This window comes from Promicromonospora sp. NPDC057488, assembly GCF_042802395.1.
GTDB lineage: Bacteria > Actinomycetota > Actinomycetes > Actinomycetales > Cellulomonadaceae > Promicromonospora.
This window is the reverse complement of sequence record NZ_JBHVEG010000123.1, coordinates 1-19,016: the sequence shown is the minus strand read 5'-3', so window position 1 is coordinate 19,016 and position 19,016 is coordinate 1. Positions and strand designations below refer to the sequence as shown.

Sequence of the window (19,016 nt, the reverse complement as noted above, 5' to 3'; positions counted from 1 at the left end):
CCTCGAGGGACCTGGGCGTCTGACACGCAGCGGGTGCAGGGCGGGTCAGGAGCCCGGCATGCCGCCGATCTTCTCGCCGGCCGGGTACTCGCCGTCACGGATCTTGGCCCAGAACTCGCCGGTCTGGTTCTCGTCCAGCAGCACCGCCGAGGCGCCCGACGGCGTCCGGTAGTTGATCGTCGCGATCGGCGGGGTGCCGGTCACGCCGTCGTCGCCGTTCGCGGACCGGAAGGCCAGCCCGAGCTGCGCGACGTCGATGATGCCCGTGTCGGTGTCGGTCACCAGGGCCGAGAGGCCGGCGTCGGCGAGCCCGACCTGGTTGGCCGGGTTGAGCAGCACGGCGGGGTCGGCGACCTTCTTGCCGATCGCCCCGATGACCTGCTGCTGCCGCTGCGCGCGGCCGATGTCGCCCGTCGGGTCGGAGTAGCGCATGCGGGAGAACGCCAGCGCCGTCTTGCCGTCCGCGACGTGGCAGCCCTTCTTCCACTTGAGCTTTGACTTCACGTCGTGCACGTCGTAGTCGAGGCACAGCCGCACGCCGCCCACGGCGTCCACGACGCCCGAGACGCCGCCGAAGCCGACCTCGACGTAGTGGTCGACGGTCAGGCCGCTGAGCTGCTCCACGGTCTGGACCAGCATCGGCGCGCCGCCGTACGAGTACGCGGCGTTGATCTTGTTGCCACCCGAGCCGTCAGGCATCTCCGCGAAGGTGTCACGGGGGATCGAGATGAGCGCCACCGGACCGGACCGCGGCTTGTGCAGCACCATGATCGTGTCGGTGCGCGCGCCGCTCGTGGAGTCGTCGATGCCGCCGCTGCCGCGCGCGTCGGAGCCCGCGAGCAGGTAGGTGGTGCCCGGCGTGTTCGTCGCGCCGGACAGCGCATCGACGTGCTGGATCTTGCCGTTGGCCCAGATCAGCAGCCCGATGGGCCACGCGAGGACCGCCAGCAGCACCAGCACCGCGATGACGCCGGCCACGCGGCCCTTGCGGATGCGGATGTTGCCGTTGCCGCGGCCGCCGCGCCCGCCCGAGGCGAGGGCGCCGGCGGGGTAGTTCCCGCCCCGGCCGTTGCCGCCGGCCGCGGGGCGCGGGGCGCTGCGCACCGGCGTCGGGCGCACGGGCTGGGCGCTCGCCCGGACCGGGCGGCCCGGCGGGATGGCCTGCGGCGGCTGGCCGCCGCCCTGGGGCGCCTGGCGCGGCGGGATCGAGCGCGGCACCTGCCCGACGGCCTCGCTGCGCGCGGGCATGCCCGACCTACGTGGTGGAACAGGCGGGGGATTCGTTCCCCTGCGATCGCCGGACACCGGTACCTCCCGTGAAGACTGTCGACGGATACGTGGTTCTGAGCGCGCTTCGTCGGAGCCTTCCGGCCGTCCGATGCGGTGGGCGCCACCGACGCCGGGAACCCCGACGCCGGGCGTCTCCGCATTCGCGGGTCCGCCCTGCTGCTGCCTGCTCGACGCCGCGCCGGGCAGGGTACGCGGGCGCTCGCCCGTGTCACCGACCGGGATCGCGTCGTCGGCGCCCGGACGCCCGCTCACGCCCTGCGGCGTGAAGCTGGGCGGGATCCGGACGCGCGTGACGTCGTCGTCGGCCGAGGAGGCCGAACGCTTCGACGTTCTGGGATCTGACATGGGCTCAGCCGCAGACCTTGGTGGTGTCGGCGCCGGTGAAGGCCTCTTCACCGGCCTGCTTGATCTCGGTCGAGGCCGGCGTGGGCTCGGTCGAGGCGTCGTCGCCGGCCTCGGCGTCGGTCCCCGTCCCGCTGCCCGCGTCGGTCCCGGTGCCCTCCTCGCCCGTGGTCCCGTCCTCGGTGGCGGACCCCGAGGGGTCTGCCGACGGCTCGTCCGGGTCGCCGGCGATGGGCTTGTCGTGCTTGACGTTGTCCCACAGCTGTACGGCCTCGTCCGTCCATACGACGTTAGCCGCGTTGTTCGGGTCGTACTCGTTGGGGACGGTCATGAACGTGATCGTGTCAGGCCGTACGTTCCGCATGGAGTAGGCCAACCCGGCGAGTCCGTCGATGCTGGCCAGCTCGTCGTTCATGGTGAGCGAGCCGGTGACCGCCTTGAGGAACTTGAGCGTCTTCGACGGGTTCGTCAGCACGTCCTGGCTCAGCACCTTGCGGGCGAGCGAGGCCATGACCTCCTGCTGCCTGCCGATCCGGCCGAGGTCGGACCCGTCGCCGAGCCCGGGGCCCTTGCGGGCCCGGGCGTAGTCGAGGGCCTTCTGTCCCTGGAGGGTGTGCGTGCCGGGGGAGAGCGAGAGGTGGTTCGCCTCCTCGGAGTAGATCTCCTGCTCGACGCAGACGTCGACGCCGCCCACGGCGTCGATCATCGAGGAGAAGCCGGCGAAGTCGACGACGATGAAGCCGTCCATGTACACGCCGGTGAGCTCCTCGATCGTCTTGACGGCGCACAGGGCGCCGTCGGCGACCTCGCCGCCGGCCTGCACGCCCTGCGAGAACGCGGCGTTGAACTTGGTGCCGTACCGCTCGGCCGTGGTCGCGCCGTCGGTCGTGGTGCAGCTCGGGACGTCCACCGTGGAGTCGCGGGGGATCGAGATCATCTCGATCCGCGACCGGTCGCCCGAGATGTGCATGACGACGGTGGTGTCCGAGCGGGCGCCGATCTCGCCGCCGCCCGCCAGGGAGTCGTTGTCACCGCTGCGCGAGTCGCTGCCCATCACCACGATGTTCAGCGGGGTGCCGGCGTTCGGGTCCTTGGGGAGCACCTGCTTGGGCCGGTTCGTACCGAGGGCGGCCATGTCGGCGGTCTCGATGTTCCCGGTCAGCTGGGTCACCGCTGTCGCCCCGCCTGCGATCCCGAGGGAGAGGGCCGCGACGACCACCAGTGCCACCACGCGGGACGCGCCGCCCAGGTGTCTCAGCTTCCGGGCATGGGACGGCCCCCGCGAGGGGTTCGTCGCACCTGTGGCGCTGAAGTCGGGAAATGTCACGGTCACCGATCCTAGAGACTGCATGTTGCACGGCGGCGCACCGCCCGGGGGCGGACCGTAGAGGGTTCGTGGAGGAGCGCTGTGGTTCAGCCGATCTGCTCGGCCGATCCGGTCAGTCGATCCGCTCCGTGGAGCGCAGCCGTTCGCGGCGCGCGTCGTCGGCCTCCAGGGCGGTAGCGGTCTCCGCCGAGGTGAGGACCACCGAGCCGCCGCCGGCCCAGATGCCGAGCAGGGCGCGCAGCACGTCGGCCACGGCGCCGCGCCCGTCCACGAGCACCCGTGCGCCGTCGCCGGGCTCCGGCACCAGCCCCTTGTGCCCGACGGCGCCCGCCGCGGTCACCAGGGCGTCCTGGTCCGGGTCCACCTCGGGCACCCAGCCGATCACGTCGCCGTAGGTCATCACGGCCGAGGCGGCGTCGATCGCGCCGGGCGGCAGCTCGCCGTCGTACCGGCGGGCGAGCGCGGGCAGGGAGACGACCACAAGGTCCGCCCCGCCGTCGGCCCAGCGTCCCGGGGTGTCGGTGACGACCACGTCGGGCGCGGCCACGGCGGCGTCGGGCAGGGCCACGGTCGCGCCGGTCCGCCAGGCGGCCAGCGTCCACACCGCGGCACGCCAGTGCACGGGCAGGTCGACGACGACGGTGGTGCCGGGGGCGGCGTCGAACTCCTCGACGAGCAGGTTGACGGTCTTGCTGGCCCAGTTGGCGAGCACGGCGCCGGAGAGCTCGACCCGTTCGCCGTCGTCGCCGTACCAGGTCAGGCGAGGCTGGCCGCCGTCGGCGGCGAGGCGGGCGAGGAGCGAGGCGACGTCGGGCACGGGGCCGCCGCTGCGAGGCGCGATCTGCATGCGGCCAGCCTAGGTCGGAAGTCGTGGAGGCAGGCACGTGAGACCACGCCCGGCGGGCCCGGGCAGGCAGGCCGACCGGAAGCGTTGCTCCCGGCGTCGGCGTACGTCTAATTACCCGCTTGGCGTTCTCGGCGGCAGGTCGTCGGTGGCTCGCCGGCTTTTGTCGCGCGGGCGCGCGGATGGCCTCTCCGGCGTGTCGACTCGCCGGTGGTTTCGTGACCAGGAAAAGCGGCCGGCGAGTGAGACGTGCGCCACGACCTGCGGAAGGACTCGTGAATTACCCGTGGAACCCGTGGGCGATAGCACATTTCCGCTTGACGACTCCAGGCGACACGCGTGTAATTCCATGTATGCAGTTTTCGTAGCGAATACGCAACGGGGCCTGAAACTGCAGGTCTTGCCGGTCAGGCTTGATGGGTCGGTGGATCGGCACGATCTCCCGGCCAGGCCTCGGGGCACGGACACGGCATGGAGGGGCACGTCATGTGGAACATGCTGGAATCGGACGTGGAGTTCCCGACCGACGCCGAGAGCGAGGTGGCGCCGGTCGCACCGGTCCTCCCGCTCTTCGGCGAGCTGTATGTGCTGAACGAGCCGGACGACTCCCTGCTCGGCTGGCAGGAGCGCGCCCTGTGCGCGCAGACCGACCCGGAGGCCTTCTTCCCGGAGAAGGGCGGGTCCACCCGCGAGGCCAAGAAGGTCTGCTCGGGGTGCGAGGTGCGGGCGGAGTGCCTGGACTACGCGCTGGAGAACGACGAGCGGTTCGGTATCTGGGGCGGTCTCTCGGAGCGTGAGCGCCGCAAGCTCAAGCGCCGCGCCGTGTAGGTAGGCCGTTCGGAGGGGGGCGCGCAACCAGCGCACCGTTCGGTGCCCGACCGGCGCGTCTGCGGCGTGTCGGCCCCGACGCGCCGCATGATGTGGAGCGAGATGAGCGCTCCACGTACCGACAGCCTGTCGGCTCCCAGCCCGGACCGGGGGTCCCACACGAACCCGGCGGGACCGGTGTGGGCCAAGGTCCCGGCCCAGCCCACCGTGCAACCGCCCGTGGCGGTCACGGTGACCGCCGTCGTGGTCACCCGCGGCAGCAGCCCCTACCTCGCCGCCACGCTCGCCGCGCTGCGCGCCCAGTCGCGTACCCCGGACGACGTGGTCGTGGTCGACGTCGACACCGCCCCTGCGACGTCGGGCCACCAGGACCTGCAGCTCGGCGGTGCCCGGTACGTAGCGGGCGCGGGTGCCCGGACCTTCGGCGACGCGATCCATGCCGCGCTCGCCGTGACTGGCGCCCCCGAGCACGGCTGGCTGTGGCTGCTGCACGACGACTCCGCGCCCGCGCCGGGCGCGCTCGCCGCGCTGAGCCGCGCGGTGGAGCACTCGAACGCGGTGGCCGTCGCGGGCGCCAAGCAGCGCCGCTGGGAGGTCGGGCCGGACGGGCTGCCGCTCGACCCGGACCTGTCCGACCGGGGCGTGCTCCTGGAGGTGGGCCACACGGTCTCGCCGCTCGGCCGCCGCATGACGGGCATCGACGACACCGAGATCGACCAGGGCCAGCACGACTCGCGCGAGGACGTCCTCGCCGTCGGGCTCGCCGGGGCGCTGGTGCGTGCGTCGGTGTGGCGCGAGGTGGGCGGCACCGACCCGGCCTTCGGCCAGTTCGGCGACTCGACGGACTTCTGCCGCCGCGTGCGGCTCGCCGGACACCGCGTCGTCGTCGTGCCCGACGCCGTGGTGCGGCACGCGCAGGTCGCCCTGCACGCCCCCGGCTCGGCCGGCGCCCGCCGCCGCAGCCAGCTCTACCTGCGCCTCACGTCCGTCGCGCCGTGGGTGCTGCCGTTCGCGATGCTCGCCATGGTGGTGTGGGCGCCGTTCGCCGCGAGCTACCGGCTCGCGATGAAGCACCCCGACCGCGCTCGCGACGAGCTGCTCGCGCCCCTGTGGGCGGTGTTCCGCCTCGGTCCGCTGCTGCGCGCCCGGCGCCGCGCCAAGCGCACGTCGACCGTGCCGCGCGGCGTGCTGCGGCCGCTGCTGGGCACCTGGCGCGAGGTGGCCGCGGAGCGGCGCGACAAGCGGCTCGCCCGCGGGGAGGCCCACCGGGTCGACGAGGCGCCGTCCGAGCTGGAGCAGGCCGAGCTGCAGGTCCTGGCCGTCCGGCGGCGCTCGGCGCTCGCCGTGGTCGTGGTGGCCGCCGTCGGGCTGGCGGCCGCGCTGTTCGGCCCGGGGCTGGGTGCGCTCGCCTCGGGCGGCCGGCTGGTCGGCGGCGCCCTGCTCCCGGCCGGCGGCACGACGGCGACCACGTGGTCGGCCGCGACGTCCGGCTGGGTGCGCGACGGGCTCGGCACGGCCGCACCGGCCGACCCCCTCCTGTTCGTGCTCTCCGGGCTGTCCGTGCTGGCGGGCGGCACCCTGCAGCACGCCGTGAACGCGCTGCTCCTGCTCGCGCTGCCGCTCGCCGCCGTGGGTGCCTGGGCCGCCGCGGGCACCGTGACGCGCTCCGTGTGGCTGCGGGTGCTCGCCGCGCTCGCGTGGACGGTCGCCCCCGCGTTCCTCGGCTCGCTGGACGGCGGCCTGCTCGGCGCGGTGCTGGTGCACGCCCTGCTGCCGTGGACCGCCGTCGCGCTCGTGCGTGCGGTCGGCGCCCAGGCCGTCGACGAGGTCGCGCACGCCGACGACCTCGCGGAGCGGCCGGCCGGCTCGCACGGCTCGCACTCCGCACCCGGCCCGCGTCCGAGCGCCCGGACGGGCACCGGCTCGCTGGGCGCGGCCGGTGCCGGCGGCCTGCTGCTGGCCTGCGTGGTCGCGGGCGCGCCGGTGCTGCTCCCCGCCGCGGTGCTGGTGCTCGCGGGCGCGCTGCTCGTCGCCCCGCGCCGCCGGGTGCACCTCGTGCTGGCCCTGGCGCCCGCTCTCGTGGTCGGCGCGCCGCTGTGGTGGACGGTGCTGCGGGACCGCGACCTGGGCCTCCTGACCGCCGAGCCCCTCGCGGGCTCGGGCGTGCCGGCCCCGGCCGCGGCCTCGGGCCTGGAGCTGCTGCTCGGCCTGCCGGCCGCGCCCGCCGCCTGGCTCGACGTGCCCGGCGACGGGCCCCTGTCGACCGCCGCCCGCGCCGTGGTCGCGGCCGCCCCGTGGGCGCTCGGGGCGCTGGTGGTCGCGCTGGCGCTGGTCGGGCTCGTGGGTGCGCTGCTCGGCATCGGCCGCAAGGACCTCACGGGCTCCGGCCGGCACGTCGCGACGACGTCGCTGGTGGGCTGGCTGGTCGCGGCCGTGGGCCTCGCCGCCGCGGTGCTCGCCCAGGACGACGGCCGGTGGGCCGGCCCCGGCCTGTCCCTGCTGCTGCTCGGCCTCGGCGCCGCGGCCGTCGCGGGCGCCGGTGTGCTCACCGGGCACGGGGCGACTCTCAGCGGCTTCTTCGGCTCGACGCGCAGGGTGGTCGCCGTCGCGCTCGTGGTCGCGGCCGTGCTGCTTCCCGCCGCGCAGGCCGCCGTGTGGCTGACCGGCTCCGGAACCGTCGCGAGCGGCGCCCGGGCCGGGCTGCTGCACGTGACGACCGACCCGGTGGTGCCCGCCGTCGGGCAGCAGATGCAGGCGCCGCCCCGCCAGGCCCGCGTGCTCCAGGCGGACGTGGCCGAGGACGGCACCGTCCGGTACGCGCTGCTGCGGGCGGACGGCTCGCAGCTCGCCGACGCCTCCGTCGCGGCGCGGGCCGCCACGTCGGCGCGCGACGAGGACGCGGACCCCGCCACCGACCCGGCCGCCGCGCTCGACGTGGTGGTCGCCGCGCTGACCTCCGGCACCACCGAGGGGGTGCCGCAGCAGCTCGCGGACCTGGGCATCGGGGCCGTGCAGGTCCGGTCCGGCGGCGCGGTCACGCCCGCCGTCGGCGAGCTCGTGGCCACGCTCGACATGGTGCCCGGCATGAGCCGGGTGACCGAGGGGCAGGCCGTCTCCGTGTGGCGGGTCGCGCCCGCCGAGGACCCGGCTCCCGGCTGGGCCCGCATCGAGGAGGACGGCGCCACGCGCCAGGTGCTGCCGTCGGGCGGCACGGTCGTGCGGGCGGACGTCGAGGCCGGTGCCGTGGACCGCACCGTCGTGCTGGCGGAGACCGCGGGCCGCGGCTGGCACGCGAGCCTGGACGGCAAGCGGCTCGAGCGGGTGAAGGCGGCCGAGTCGGCCGGGCTGCAGGCCTTCGAGCTCGGGCCGGACGCCGGGCAGCTCGTGGTCCGCTACGAGGCACCGCACCGCACAGCCTGGCTCGTGCTCACGACGTTCACACTGATTGTCTTCGCCCTGCTGGCGCTGCCGGTGGGCCGCAGGAGGGGTCGATGAAGCGCAAGAACCTCATGGTCCCGTCCTCGGTGCGCCGCGCGGCGGCCGCCGTGGGCGGCCTGCTGTGCGCGACGGCGGTCGCCGCCCTCGCCACGACGGGCACGGTCGCACCCGGCGCCGCCCGGGACAGCGGCCCGTCCGTCGACGACGCTCGCACGGTGCCCGTGGCGGCCGCCGAGACGGGGCTGGTCTGCCCCGCGCCGGCGCGCCTGGAGCAGCCGGACGCCGGCGACGACGCGTTCAGCGCGACGCCGGTCGAGACGACCACGTCGCTGACGGCGGCCGTCCTCGACCCGGCAGCGGGCGAGCTGCCCGTCGTCACCACGCTCGGCGGCGAGCCGGAGGGGGACCTCACGGGCACGCTGGAGCAGGGGAGCGCCGCCGCGGTCCGCACGGGCACGCCGCCCGATGCGCGCGTGCTGCGGCTGACGCCGTCGGCCGCGACGTACGCGGCCGCGACCGTGGCGTCCGTGACCACCGAGGGCGACCTGCGCGGCCTGGTCGCCGGGCCGTGCGCGGAGCCGGCGGTCGAGCACTGGCTCGTGGGCGGCAGCACCTCGGTGGGCTCCAGCGGCCGCCTCGTGCTGCAGAACCCGGGCCGCACGCCGGCCACGGTGACCCTCGAGGCCTGGGGGGCCTCCGGGCCCGTGGTGCTCGGGAGCCAGTCGCTCGTGGTGGTGCCGCCGGGCGAGCAGGTGGTCACCATGCTGGAGGCCGTCGCGCCCGACCAGAACCGCCTCACGCTGCACGTCACCGCCGAGGGCGGCCGGGTCGGCGCGTACGTGCAGCACCACCGGATCGACGGCCTGGTGCCCGCGGGCGCCGACCTCGTCGTGAGCGGGGGAGCGCCCGCGCGGACCACCGCGGTGTCGGGCGTGGTCAGCGCGGGCGAGGCGGTGGACGACCCGCACGCCCCGCGGCTCGACGTCCTGGCGCCGGGGGAGCAGGGCGGCACCGCCCGGCTCGCGGTGCTCGGCCCCGACGGGCCGGTCCGGCTGCGCGGCGGCGAGGAGCTGCCGCTCGAACCGGGCCAGGTGACCACGCTGCCGCTGGGCGGGCTGCCCGAGGGCACCTACACCGTGGTGGTGGACGCCGACGTGCCGGTCGTGGCCGGCGCGGCCCTGGATCGCAAGGGCAAGGCCGCGCGGGACGCGGTGATCGACGACGACCCCTACGACCGGGCATGGCTGACCGGCCAGGCGGTAACCGCCACGGGCGGGGTGGCCGACGGCGCGGTCGCCCTCCCGGGGGACGTCTCGTACGACGTGACGCTGAGCGGCGTGCCCGGCGAGCGCGACCCCGACCGGATCGACGACGCGACGGGCAGCACCGAGGTGACGCTGCGCGGCGTCGGGCCGGACGGCGCCGAGGCCTGGACGCACGAGGTCGACGTGCCCGCCGGGCAGACCGTCGAGGTGGGCTCGGCGGAGCTGGCGGACCTGGGCGACGCCGTGGCCGTGGTGGCCGAGCAGTCCGCCGACGAGCCCGAGGTGGTGTGGTCGGTGCGGATGGCCGACTCCGACGACACGTCGCTGTTCTCCGTGCTCGCGCCGACGCCGCCGCTCGCGGCGGACGGCGACGTGCGCGTGCGCCGGGTCGACGCGGCGGGCTAGGACCGCTCGCCGAAGTTCGGGTCGATCTCCTCCGGCGTGCGTGCCAGCAGGTGCGCCACCTGCTCCACGACGACGTCGCGCACCAGGTCGGCGAGGTCCTCCAGGTCGACGGCCCGCACCTCGACGGGGCGGCGGTAGACCACCACGCGTCCGGGGCGCCCGGCCTCGGCGGGGAAGAACCGGCCGAGCAGCACCCCGCCGTCCTCCCACGGCGCGGGGTCGGACGGCGGCACGTCCTCCACCGCGAACTCCGTGCCGCGCAGGTGCGTGGCCCAGGTGCGGTCGAGGTCCTCGACCACGTCGAGCACGAGGTCGTCGAACCGCTGCGCGCGCGTGCGGTGCGCGGGCGTGCCCGGCGGGAACATGGGGCCGCGCAGCCCGCGGCCGCGGCGGTCGCGGCGCCGGGGCCTGGCGTCCTGGCCCGCTTCGCCGGGACGGGCGGCCGCCAGCCGGAGCAGGTCGGCCTGCGACGCCTTGGGGATGCCGGACGGGTTACCGGGTGAGCCGGCCGACCCGGTCCCGGACTGGCCGGTGCCGGACTGGCCGCTGCCGGAGGAGCCGCTGGCGGGTCCGGAGCCCCGGCCCGACCGCCGGTTCCGGCCACGAGGAGAAAACGGAGGCACCTACTGACGATACGTCGGATCGGGGGGCTTATCGGTCACCCGCCGCCCGCGCCGCGCGAGTTCGGCAACCTCGTCCCCCTATCCTGTGACCGTGCGCGACGATCCTGCCGAGGCGGCGTACCGCAGAGCCCTGGCCCTGGTCACCGCGCTCGTCACCCTCGTGGGCGGGCTCTGGGCGGTGCTCACCCCGGCGTTCCGCGCCCCCGACGAACCGCAGCACGTGAACAGCGTGCTCCGGCTCGCGTACGGCGGCGGCTGGCCGGCCGCCGGCGAGGCGCTCGTGGGCCCCGCCGTCGACGAGGCGCGGGAGCAGGCCGCGCTCGCGACCGACGTCCCCGGGCGGCACCTCGACCGCGAGGGCATCCCCCCGTTCGTCGACGTGACGCCCATTACCGACGCCGAGCGTGGCACGGTGACCGGCGCGAACGCCCTGGCCGAACCGCTGCCGCCCGGGACCGGCACGCGGCACCTCGACCCCGAGGCCGTGGACCAGATGACGCAGCACCCGCCCCTGTACTACGCGGTCGCGGCGGGCTACCTGCACGTCACGGGCCTGGCCGAGGCAAGGTGGGACCACCAGCTGCTCGGGCTGCGGCTGTTCGACGTGGCGCTGCTCGTGCCCCTGCCGCTGCTGGCGGCCGCGGTCGTGCGGCGGCTGGCCCGGTCGCGGCCGGCGGCCCTGGTGGCGGCGTCGTTCACGCTGTTCGTGCCGCAGGCCGGGCACATCCTGGGCAGCGCCACCAACGACGCGCTCGTCATGCTCAGCGGCGCGGTGACCGCCTACCTCTGCGTGCGCGTCGTCACGGGCGACCTGCGGCCGCGGACGGCGGCGGCGCTCGGCGCGGCGGTGGGCGTCGGGCTGCTCACCAAGGTCATGGCGGCCTTCGCGCTGCCCGTGGTCCTGGCGGCCTACCTGCTGGCGGCCGGCCCGCGGGGCCGGCGCGTGGGCGGCGCGGCGCTCGCGGGCGGTGTGGCGTTCGCCGTCGGCGGCTGGTGGTGGCTGCGCAACCTGCTGGTGCTGGGCACCGTGCAGCCGGTGGGCATCCCGGACCGGTTCCTGGACGACGAGCCGCGCGGCCTCTGGTACTTCCTGCGGGTCGTCGTGACCGGCCTGACCCGGTCGTTCTTCGGCAACTTCGGCTGGCTGGAGATCCGCCTGCCCGACGCCGTCTTCTGGTCCGCCGCCGTGGTCGTGGCCCTCCTGTGCGCGGTGGCGGTGGCGCGCGGGCCCGCGCGGCGCGCCACCGCCGTGCTCCTGCTGCAGCCCGCGGCCCTGTGGTGCGGCGTGCTGGTCAACGCCTGGCCCGACTACGCGGCCCACGGCTGGATCTCCGCGATCCAGGGCCGGTACCTGTTCGCCGGGCTCCTGGCGCTGAGCGCCGGGACCGCGCTGGGCCTGGTCACCCTGCTCGGCCCGCGCCTGCGCCGGGCGACGCCGTGGCTGGTCGGCGCCGCCGGCCTGGCCGCCGCGAGCGGCCTCGCCTACGGGTTCGAGGGCTTCTACCGGGGCCCGGGCGAGTCCGTGGCCGACGCCGCGGCCCGCTGGGCCGGCTGGAGCCCGCTGACCGGCCCTCAGCTCGTGGCGGTCGGCGTCGTGGTCGTGGCCGTCGGCGTCGCCGCGGTGCTGGCGACCGCGCGGTTCGCGGCCGCGGAACCGGCCGCCACCGCGCGGAGCGCGAGCACCGCCGACGTCGCCACGGCGGCCGCGGCGAGCGCGCCCACGACGGCGGCCGGCAGCGGCAGCTCGGAGTAGTACCCGGGCGGCGCGGGGCTGGCCAGCTCGACGGACAGCCAGACCGCGAGGTCGAGCAGGGTCAGCGCGGTCCAGGCCGGCACGAGCAGCCTGGGCCGTACCGAGAGCCCCGCGGCGATCGCGAGGCACAGCGGCACGGACACCACGAGCAGGTACCGCGGGTAGACGCCGCCGCTGCTGGCGGCGTACCCGACCTGCACCGACACCGAGACCAGGACGGCGACGAACGGCAGGGCCCGCAGCAGCAGCCGGTCGGTCCGGCGGGCCGGGGCGTCGCCGGGTCCGGCCGACGGCGGCTGGGCCCCGGCCCCCTTGGGCCCTGCTCCCCGGGCACCCGCCCGCCGGCGCCGGATCGCGACGACCAGGGCGATCACGAGCGGCGTCCACACGAGCAGCACGGCCGTGAGGGCGAGCGTGGTGGCCGTCAGGGCGGTGTTCGGCGGCAGGCGGCCGGCCCACCAGAACAGGTCGGGCAGGCGGGTCCAGGTCACCGGGTCGGCGAGCACCGCCCACACGGGCCGCTCCTGCCGGTTCTGGTTGGCCAGCGCCCAGTCGAAGTGCGACCCGGTGAGGTTGCCGGTCAGCTCCAGGTTGCGCAGGTAGAACCAGCCGCTGGTGACCAGCACCGCGCCGGGCCCGGCCACCGCCAGCGCGGTGACGTGCGCCCACCGCCCGCGGCCCTGCCCGGCCCGGACCGCCCCGGCGAGCAGGGCCATGCCCGCGACCACGGCGGCGATGAGCGCGGCGGACAGCCGGGTCAGGGCGCAGGCCGCCGCGACCAGAGACAGGAGGGTGACGAGGCGCGCGTCGAGGCCGCGCCGCACCACGGTGCCGGCCAGCCCGAACAGCACGGTGACGCCCGTGGCGGCCAGCAGGTCGTTGTACGCGCCGCCGCCCACGTGCGCCGCGGCGGGCATGGCGCCCGCCAGGAACGCGACGAGCTGCGGCAGGGTGCTGCCCGGCCGGGTCAGGCGGCGCGCGCTCCACCACGCCGCGAGCACTAAGACCCCGCTGAGCAGCACATTCACCCCGCGCGCGGCGTAGACGGCGCCGACCGGGTGGCCGGCGTCCGCCAGGGGACCCACGAGCGGGGCGACCAGCAGGTAGTACAGCGGCGGGTGCTGCGCGGTCCACTGCACGGGGGCGAGCCAGGCGCCGTCGGGCCGCAGCTCCAGCCCGTCCTCGAAGACCGGCAGGTCGCCGTGCCACACCTGGTAGGCGTAGTCGACGTGCGGGGGCTCGTCGCCGGTCGCGTACGGGGCGTCGGCGAGCGCGACCGTCAGGGACAGCAGCATGCCGCAGAGCACCGCGACCAGGACCGCCCTGCGCTCGGCGAGCGCGGCGGTGCCGGGGCGGCCCCGGGCGACGAACCAGGCCCGCACGCGCGGGCGCAGCAGGCGGGTCATGCGGCCAGCACCGGGTCGGCGCCGGTCCCCGGCACGCCCGCGGCCCGGGCGGGCGGTCCCGTCTCCAGGGCGGTCCGGGTGAGCGAGACGGCCACCGCGGCGGCGAGCACCAGCCCGGCGGCCACGACCGTGACCAGCACGCCGGCAGGGAAGGCGTACCAGTGGCCGACGGCGGCCACGGCGCGGGCGAGCGCCTCCGGCCCGTCGTCCGCGGGCCACCAGTACAGCTTCCACACGTCGTGCTGGAAGGCCAGGTGCATGCCCCCGGCGAGCCCGAGCAGGGCGAGCGGCGTCGCCCGCCGCCAGGCGGGCCGCAGCACGGCGGCCCCGGCGAGCGCGACGACGAGCAGGCCGACCAGGCCCGTGTACAGGTAGCGCCCCTGCTGCGCGGCGCCGGTGTCGCCGAACGCCGCGAACTGCTCCCAGGACCCGCGGGCCACGATCCCGGCCAGGGCCGGCACGGGGAACAGGAGCACGAGCACGTGGGCCCGGGGGAGCGGGCGGCGCACCAGCGCCGCGGCGAGCCCGGCGAGGAGGACGACGAGCGCGACCCGCGCCATCCACCACGACGCGTCGTGCGCCCGGGCCGCCGCGTGGTCCTGGACGAAGAAGAGCGTGACCATGCGCTCGGCGAACCGCGCGAGCCAGGACAGGCCGCCGTCGGCCCAGCCGTACACCGGGGTGAGGTCGGGCGGGGTGGCGTGCGTGCCGTGCGGCTGGAGCATCCCGTGGACCACGACGTTGCGCACCCACCACGCCAGGCCGGGCAGGGTGGCCGCGGCGACCACGAGCAGCGACGTCACGGCGGGCCGCAGGCGCTCGCGGTGCCGCCACGCGACGACGCCGTAGGCCAGGAGGATCCACGCCGGGAACATGAGCGCGAAGCCCTTGGTGAGCAGCGCGAGCGTGGAGACCAGCCCGAGCAGCAGCGCCGTGCGGCGGCTCAGGTCGCCGGTCAGGACCCTGGTCACGAGCAGCGTGGCGCACGCGCCGAGGACCACCAGCAGGTTGTCGTTGTTCACCGCGGACTCCAGGTGCGTCAGCTCGGGGACGGCGAGCGGGGCGAGGGCCGCCGCGACCGGCAGGGGTTCCGGCAGCCGCAGCCGGCGCGCCGTGGCGAACAGGAGCAGCGGGAGCGGCAGCGCGAGGAGCGCGTTCCACCAGCGCAGCAGCAGCCAGACCTGGTCCAGCGGGGCGTCCGCCCAACCGGGCACCAGTGCGACGACGCCCGCGCCCAGCAGGTAGTACAGCGGCGGGTGCTGCACGAGCTGGTTGAACACCGGGTCGAGGTGCCCGTCGGGTCCCTCGGCCGTCAGCGTCGCGGTGCCGCCGGCCGCCCGGTACGACGGGCGCTCGCCGCGGGGCGGCACGTCGTCGCGGTCGGCCAGGTGCTGCGGGCCGTAAAGGCTGTCGGCGCCGACGAAGCCGCCCGCCGTCACGCCCTGGGTCACGTAGGTGGTGCCGGGTCCGGGCCACGGCCAGGCGTCGCCCTGCCGCACCTGGAGCACGAGGTCCACGTGCTGGCGCTCGTCGGGCGAGCGGACGTTGGGGAAGACGGAGGTCTGCGTGAGCATGACCGCCAGATGCAGCAGCACGATCAGCCACACGACGACGGGGACCGTGCGGGGTCGGGACACGCGTGCAGGTTAGCCACGGCAGGTTGACGTCCCGGGGCGCCGGGGTCACGGCCGGGTAACAGTCATTGCATGGCACGCAGTGTTCACGCCCTGGTCATGTGCCGCTCCTACGCTCGTGAAGCCAGTCACCGCTCCTTGGAACACTTGCTCATCGAAAGCACAGGCCATGAAGCTGTTCGTGCAGATCCCCTGCTTGAACGAGGAAGAGACGCTTCCTCTCGTGCTCGCCACGATCCCCCGCAGCATCCCGGGGATCGACGAGATCGAAGTCCTGGTCGTCGACGACGGGTCCACGGACGGCACCGTGGAGGTCGCGCGCCGCCTCGGTGTGCGCCACTTCGTGCACCACACCCGGAACATGGGGCTCGCCCGGTCGTTCCGTGACGGCGTGGACTACGCGCTGCGGCACGGCGCCGACATCGTGGTGAACACCGACGGCGACAACCAGTACCCGCAGGAACGGATCGGCGACCTGGTGCTGCCCGTGGTCCTGGGCAACGCCGACATCGTGATCGCCGACCGGCAGACCGCCACCATCGAGCACTTCTCCCCGCTGAAGAAGACCCTGCAGCAGGTGGGCAGCGCCGTGGTGAACTTCGCCGCCGGGACCGACCTGCCCGACGCCGCGAGCGGGTTCCGCGCCTACTCGCGCTCGGCGCTGCTGCGCCTGAACGTCGTCACGCAGTTCAGCTACTGCATGGAGACGATCATCCAGGCCGGGCACAAGCGGATGCGGATCCAGAGCCTGCCGGTCACGACCAACCCGAAGACGCGCGAGTCGCGGCTGTTCAGCAGCATGTGGCAGCACATCGCCAAGTCGGGTCAGGCGATCAGCCGGTCCTACGTCATGTTCAAGCCGCACACGGTGTTCGTCACGCTCGGGCTCCTGTTCGCGTTCGGCGCGCTGGTGCCGTTCGGCCGCTACGCGGTGCTCCTGGCCACGGGGACCGCCGGGCAGCACCTGCAGTCCATCGTGCTCGGGGCGACGTCGCTGGTGGGGGCGCTGCTCAGCTTCGCCCTGCTCGTCCTGGCCGACCTCCAGCGCACCAACCGGGTGCTGCTCGAGGAGACGCTGGAGCGCCTCAAGGAGGTGCAGTACGGCACGACCACGGGCCCGGCTCCGGCGGCCGGGCCGGCCGGACGCGCGGCGTCGGCCGAACGGACGGCCAAGCCCTCCGCGGCCCCGGGCCGGCCCGCCGGGTCCGGCCTGGCGGACGTCCCGGCGGCCGTGTAGTGATCACCTTCGGCACGTACGACGCCGCACGGCACCCCCGCACGGCCGTGCTGGTCGCCGGGCTGCGCGCCCACGGCGTCAAGGTCACCGAGCTCAACCGCCCCCTCGGGTTCTCCACCGCCGAACGCGTGCGGATGCTGCAGCAGCCGTGGCGGCTGCCCGTCCTGGCGGCCCGCCTGCTGCACCGCTGGGCGGGCCTGACGGGCGACGCCGTGCGGCTGCGCCGCGCGGAGGGCCGGCCCCGGGCCGTGCTCGTCGGGTACCTCGGCCACTTCGACGTGCTGCTCGCCCGCCTGCTGCACCCCCGGGCCGTGGTCGTGCTCGACCACCTCGTCTTCGCCGGTGACACCGCCGCCGACCGCGGGGCCACCGGCCTGCGCGTCCGGCTGCTCACGGGGCTGGACCGGCTCGCGACCGCCTGCGCCGACGTCGTGGTCACCGACACCGAGGAGCACCGGCAGCTGCTCCCCGACCCCCGCAAGGGCGTCGTCGTGCTGGTCGGCGCGCCGGACGAGTGGCGACCCCCGCAGGTCGGGTCCCGGCCGTCGCAGGTCGAGCCTCGGTCGTCGCAGATCGAGCCTCGGCCCTCGCTGGTCGAGCCTGTCGAGACCCTCGCCCCGCTGTCGGTCGTCTTCTTCGGGCTGTACACCCCGCTCCAGGGCGCCCCCGTGATCGCCGAGGCCGTGCGCGACGCCGTCGCCGCGGGCGCACCCCTGCGCGTGACGCTGGTCGGCACCGGCCAGGACCTGGCCCGCACCCGCGAGACCCTCGCCGGCACCCCCGGCGTGACCTGGCACGACTGGGTCGAGCCCGGCGAGCTGCCCGCCCTGGTCGCCGGCCACGACGTCTGCCTCGGCATCTTCAGCGACACCCCCAAGGGCCTGCGCGTGGTGCCGAACAAGGTGTACCAGGGGCTCGCCGCCGGCTGCGTCGTCGTCACCTCCGACACCCCGCCCCAGCGCCGCGCGCTCGGGGAGAGCCTCGAGCTCGTCCCGCCGGCCGACGCCGCGGCGCTCGCGGCCCGGCTGACCGACCTCTGCGACCCCGCCGCGCTGGCCGCCGCGCGCGAGCGCGCCGCCCGCGGCGGCGACCGGATCCGCCCGCAGGTGGTCACCGAGCCGCTGGCGGCCGAGCTGCGCCGGCGGGACGTCCGGTGAGCGCGCCCCGCTCCCTGCCGTCCCGCGTGCTCGCGGCGCTCCGGTCGCCCTGGGTGCGCTGGGGCTTCCTCGTCGTCGCGCTGGCGCTGGCGCTCTGGTACGTGCTCGCCCACCGGGAGGCGCTGCTGCGGGCCGCGGCCGGGCTGTCCGTGGCCGAGGTGGCGCTGGTCGGCGTCCTCGGCGTCCTGTACGTGTGGTGCACGCTGCTGGCGTGGCGCGCGATCCTGGCCGACCTGGGCTCGCCGCTGCCGCTCCGCGGCGCCGTGGCGGTGTTCGGGATCAGCCAGCTCGGCAAGTACGTGCCGGGTGGCGTGTGGAACGTGGTGGCCGCCGCCGAGGTGGGCGCCGGGCACGGGGTGCCGCGCCGTCGGTCGGCGGCCTCCATGCTGGTGGCGGTCGCCGTCTCGGTGGCCTCGGGCGCGGCGGTGGGCGCGGTGGCGCTGCCGTTCGTCTCCGCCGGGGCGCTGGGCGCGTGGTCCTGGGTGGTGTGGGCCGCGCCCGTGGTGGTGCTGGTCCTCGCGCCGCCGGTGCTGAACCGCCTGATCGGGCTGGCCCTGCGGGCCACCCGGCGCGACGCGCTGGAGCACCCGATGACCTGGGGCGGCCTGGGCCGCGCCGCCGCGTGGTCGGTGGCGGGCTGGCTCGTGGCCGGCCTGCAGCTCTGGGTGCTCTGCGCGGGCCTGGGCCTGCCGCCGACCGCCCGGACGTTCGCCCTGGCGACCGGCGGCTGGGCGCTCGCCTGGACCGCCGGCTTCCTGTTCGTGCTCGCGCCGGCCGGCGCCGGCGTGCGCGAGGTGGTGCTCGCGGCGGTGCTCGCCGGGTCGCTCGCGGGCCCGTCCGCGGGGCTCGCGGTGCTGGTCAGCCGGGTGGTCCTGACGGTGGTCGACCTCGCGTTCGCGGGTGCCGGCCTGCTGCTCACCCGGTCCGCCGGGCGAATACATGCCGGATCCCCGCCGTTACGCCCATGAATGCCCGGCGTGTTCGGCACGTCCTACCCGGTCAGCGGCGTAGTCTCGGCGCGTGAGATCGGTGAGACAGTGTTCGCGCTCGGCCTGCACCAATGCGGCCGTGGCGACGCTCACGTACGTGTACGCGGACTCGACCGCGGTCCTGGGTCCGCTTGCGCACCTGGCCGAGCCCCACAGCTACGACCTGTGTGCGGAGCACGCCGAACGGCTGACCGCGCCGCGCGGGTGGGAGGTGGTCCGCCTCATGCCCGAGTTCGAGGACGCGGGGCCGAGCCCCGACGACCTCTCCGCGCTGGCCGACGCCGTCCGCGAGGCCGGCCGCCGGCGTCGTCCGGCAGAACCGCCGACGGTCACGGAGACGGCCCGCCGCGGCCACCTGCGCGTGCTGCGCGCGGACGACGACAACTCGGCCTGACCGGGTGACCTGACCGCGCGGCTTGGTCGGCAGGAATCAGGCGGTCGGCAGAATGTCAGGTGGTCGGCACCCCGGGGTGCCGAC

The 19,016-nt window shown here is 75.8% G+C and carries 13 protein-coding genes; 8 read left to right on the top strand and 5 right to left on the bottom strand.

Annotation, left to right across the window (positions count from 1 at the left end; translation table 11 throughout):
- Positions 1-45: 45 nt before the first annotated feature.
- The 3 genes from ACFU5G_RS21260 to ACFU5G_RS21250 all read right to left on the bottom strand — a co-directional run bounded on the left by ACFU5G_RS21260 (position 46) and on the right by ACFU5G_RS21250 (position 3,806).
- Complete coding sequence (locus tag ACFU5G_RS21260) at positions 46-1,248, bottom strand: LCP family protein (protein ID WP_377249315.1); 1,203 nt, start codon at positions 1,246-1,248, stop codon at positions 46-48.
- A 391-nt stretch (positions 1,249-1,639) separates the two neighbouring features.
- Complete coding sequence (locus tag ACFU5G_RS21255; protein WP_377249313.1) at positions 1,640-2,959, bottom strand: LCP family protein; 1,320 nt, start codon at positions 2,957-2,959, stop codon at positions 1,640-1,642.
- A gap of 112 nt (positions 2,960-3,071) precedes the next feature.
- Entirely contained in the window at positions 3,072-3,806 is a 735-nt protein-coding gene (locus tag ACFU5G_RS21250) for a TIGR03089 family protein (RefSeq protein WP_377249311.1), read from the bottom strand.
- Between the two features lie 483 nt (positions 3,807-4,289).
- Between ACFU5G_RS21250 and ACFU5G_RS21245 the strand changes: the two genes are divergently transcribed.
- The 3 genes from ACFU5G_RS21245 to ACFU5G_RS21235 all read left to right on the top strand — a co-directional run bounded on the left by ACFU5G_RS21245 (position 4,290) and on the right by ACFU5G_RS21235 (position 9,739).
- On the top strand, positions 4,290-4,631 hold the full coding sequence (locus ACFU5G_RS21245) for a WhiB family transcriptional regulator (RefSeq protein WP_036960858.1): 342 nt from the start codon (positions 4,290-4,292) through the stop codon (positions 4,629-4,631).
- Positions 4,632-4,733: 102 nt separating this feature from the next.
- Entirely contained in the window at positions 4,734-8,126 is a 3,393-nt protein-coding gene (locus tag ACFU5G_RS21240; protein ID WP_377249309.1) for a glycosyltransferase, read from the top strand.
- Entirely contained in the window at positions 8,123-9,739 is a 1,617-nt protein-coding gene (locus ACFU5G_RS21235; RefSeq protein ID WP_377249307.1) for a DUF5719 family protein, read from the top strand. Before ACFU5G_RS21240 ends, ACFU5G_RS21235 begins: the two co-directional genes overlap by 4 nt.
- Here ACFU5G_RS21235 and ACFU5G_RS21230 read toward each other — a convergent pair.
- Positions 9,736-10,362 (bottom strand): metallopeptidase family protein, encoded by a 627-nt coding sequence (locus ACFU5G_RS21230; RefSeq protein WP_377249305.1) that lies wholly within the window; start codon positions 10,360-10,362, stop codon positions 9,736-9,738. The genes ACFU5G_RS21235 and ACFU5G_RS21230 overlap by 4 nt on opposite strands.
- Before the next feature lie 91 nt (positions 10,363-10,453).
- Here ACFU5G_RS21230 and ACFU5G_RS21225 point away from each other — a divergent pair, with 91 nt between their 5' ends.
- Complete coding sequence (locus tag ACFU5G_RS21225; protein ID WP_377249303.1) at positions 10,454-12,115, top strand: DUF2142 domain-containing protein; 1,662 nt, start codon at positions 10,454-10,456, stop codon at positions 12,113-12,115.
- Between the two features lie 1,402 nt (positions 12,116-13,517).
- Here ACFU5G_RS21225 and ACFU5G_RS21220 read toward each other — a convergent pair.
- Positions 13,518-15,158 (bottom strand): glycosyltransferase family 39 protein, encoded by a 1,641-nt coding sequence (locus ACFU5G_RS21220; RefSeq protein WP_377249301.1) that lies wholly within the window; start codon positions 15,156-15,158, stop codon positions 13,518-13,520.
- A 166-nt stretch (positions 15,159-15,324) separates the two neighbouring features.
- Between ACFU5G_RS21220 and ACFU5G_RS21215 the strand changes: the two genes are divergently transcribed.
- From ACFU5G_RS21215 to ACFU5G_RS21200, 4 genes are read left to right on the top strand one after another with little or no spacing between them, the layout of a single operon-like run.
- Positions 15,325-16,392 carry a glycosyltransferase family 2 protein gene (locus tag ACFU5G_RS21215; protein ID WP_377249299.1) on the top strand — a complete coding sequence of 356 codons (1,068 nt, stop codon included), beginning with the start codon at positions 15,325-15,327 and terminating at the stop codon, positions 16,390-16,392.
- Positions 16,392-17,549: a glycosyltransferase gene (locus ACFU5G_RS21210; protein WP_377249297.1), complete on the top strand. Its 1,158-nt coding sequence runs from the start codon at positions 16,392-16,394 to the stop codon at positions 17,547-17,549. The genes ACFU5G_RS21215 and ACFU5G_RS21210 overlap by 1 nt, the downstream gene beginning before the upstream one ends.
- Positions 17,546-18,517 (top strand): lysylphosphatidylglycerol synthase domain-containing protein, encoded by a 972-nt coding sequence (locus ACFU5G_RS21205; protein ID WP_377249295.1) that lies wholly within the window; start codon positions 17,546-17,548, stop codon positions 18,515-18,517. The genes ACFU5G_RS21210 and ACFU5G_RS21205 overlap by 4 nt, the downstream gene beginning before the upstream one ends.
- A 52-nt stretch (positions 18,518-18,569) precedes the next feature.
- Complete coding sequence (locus ACFU5G_RS21200; protein ID WP_026366101.1) at positions 18,570-18,932, top strand: DUF3499 domain-containing protein; 363 nt, start codon at positions 18,570-18,572, stop codon at positions 18,930-18,932.
- Positions 18,933-19,016: the final 84 nt, after the last annotated feature.

Coding starts and splice junctions, on each gene's coding strand:
- ACFU5G_RS21260 (WP_377249315.1), bottom strand. CDS start 1,248: ATGCCCGCGCGCAGCGAGGCCGTCGGGCAGGTGCCGCGCTCGATCCCG.
- ACFU5G_RS21250 (WP_377249311.1), bottom strand. CDS start 3,806: ATGCAGATCGCGCCTCGCAGCGGCGGCCCCGTGCCCGACGTCGCCTCG.
- ACFU5G_RS21245 (WP_036960858.1), top strand. CDS start 4,290: ATGTGGAACATGCTGGAATCGGACGTGGAGTTCCCGACCGACGCCGAG.
- ACFU5G_RS21240 (WP_377249309.1), top strand. CDS start 4,734: ATGAGCGCTCCACGTACCGACAGCCTGTCGGCTCCCAGCCCGGACCGG.
- ACFU5G_RS21235 (WP_377249307.1), top strand. CDS start 8,123: ATGAAGCGCAAGAACCTCATGGTCCCGTCCTCGGTGCGCCGCGCGGCG.
- ACFU5G_RS21215 (WP_377249299.1), top strand. CDS start 15,325: ATGAAGCTGTTCGTGCAGATCCCCTGCTTGAACGAGGAAGAGACGCTT.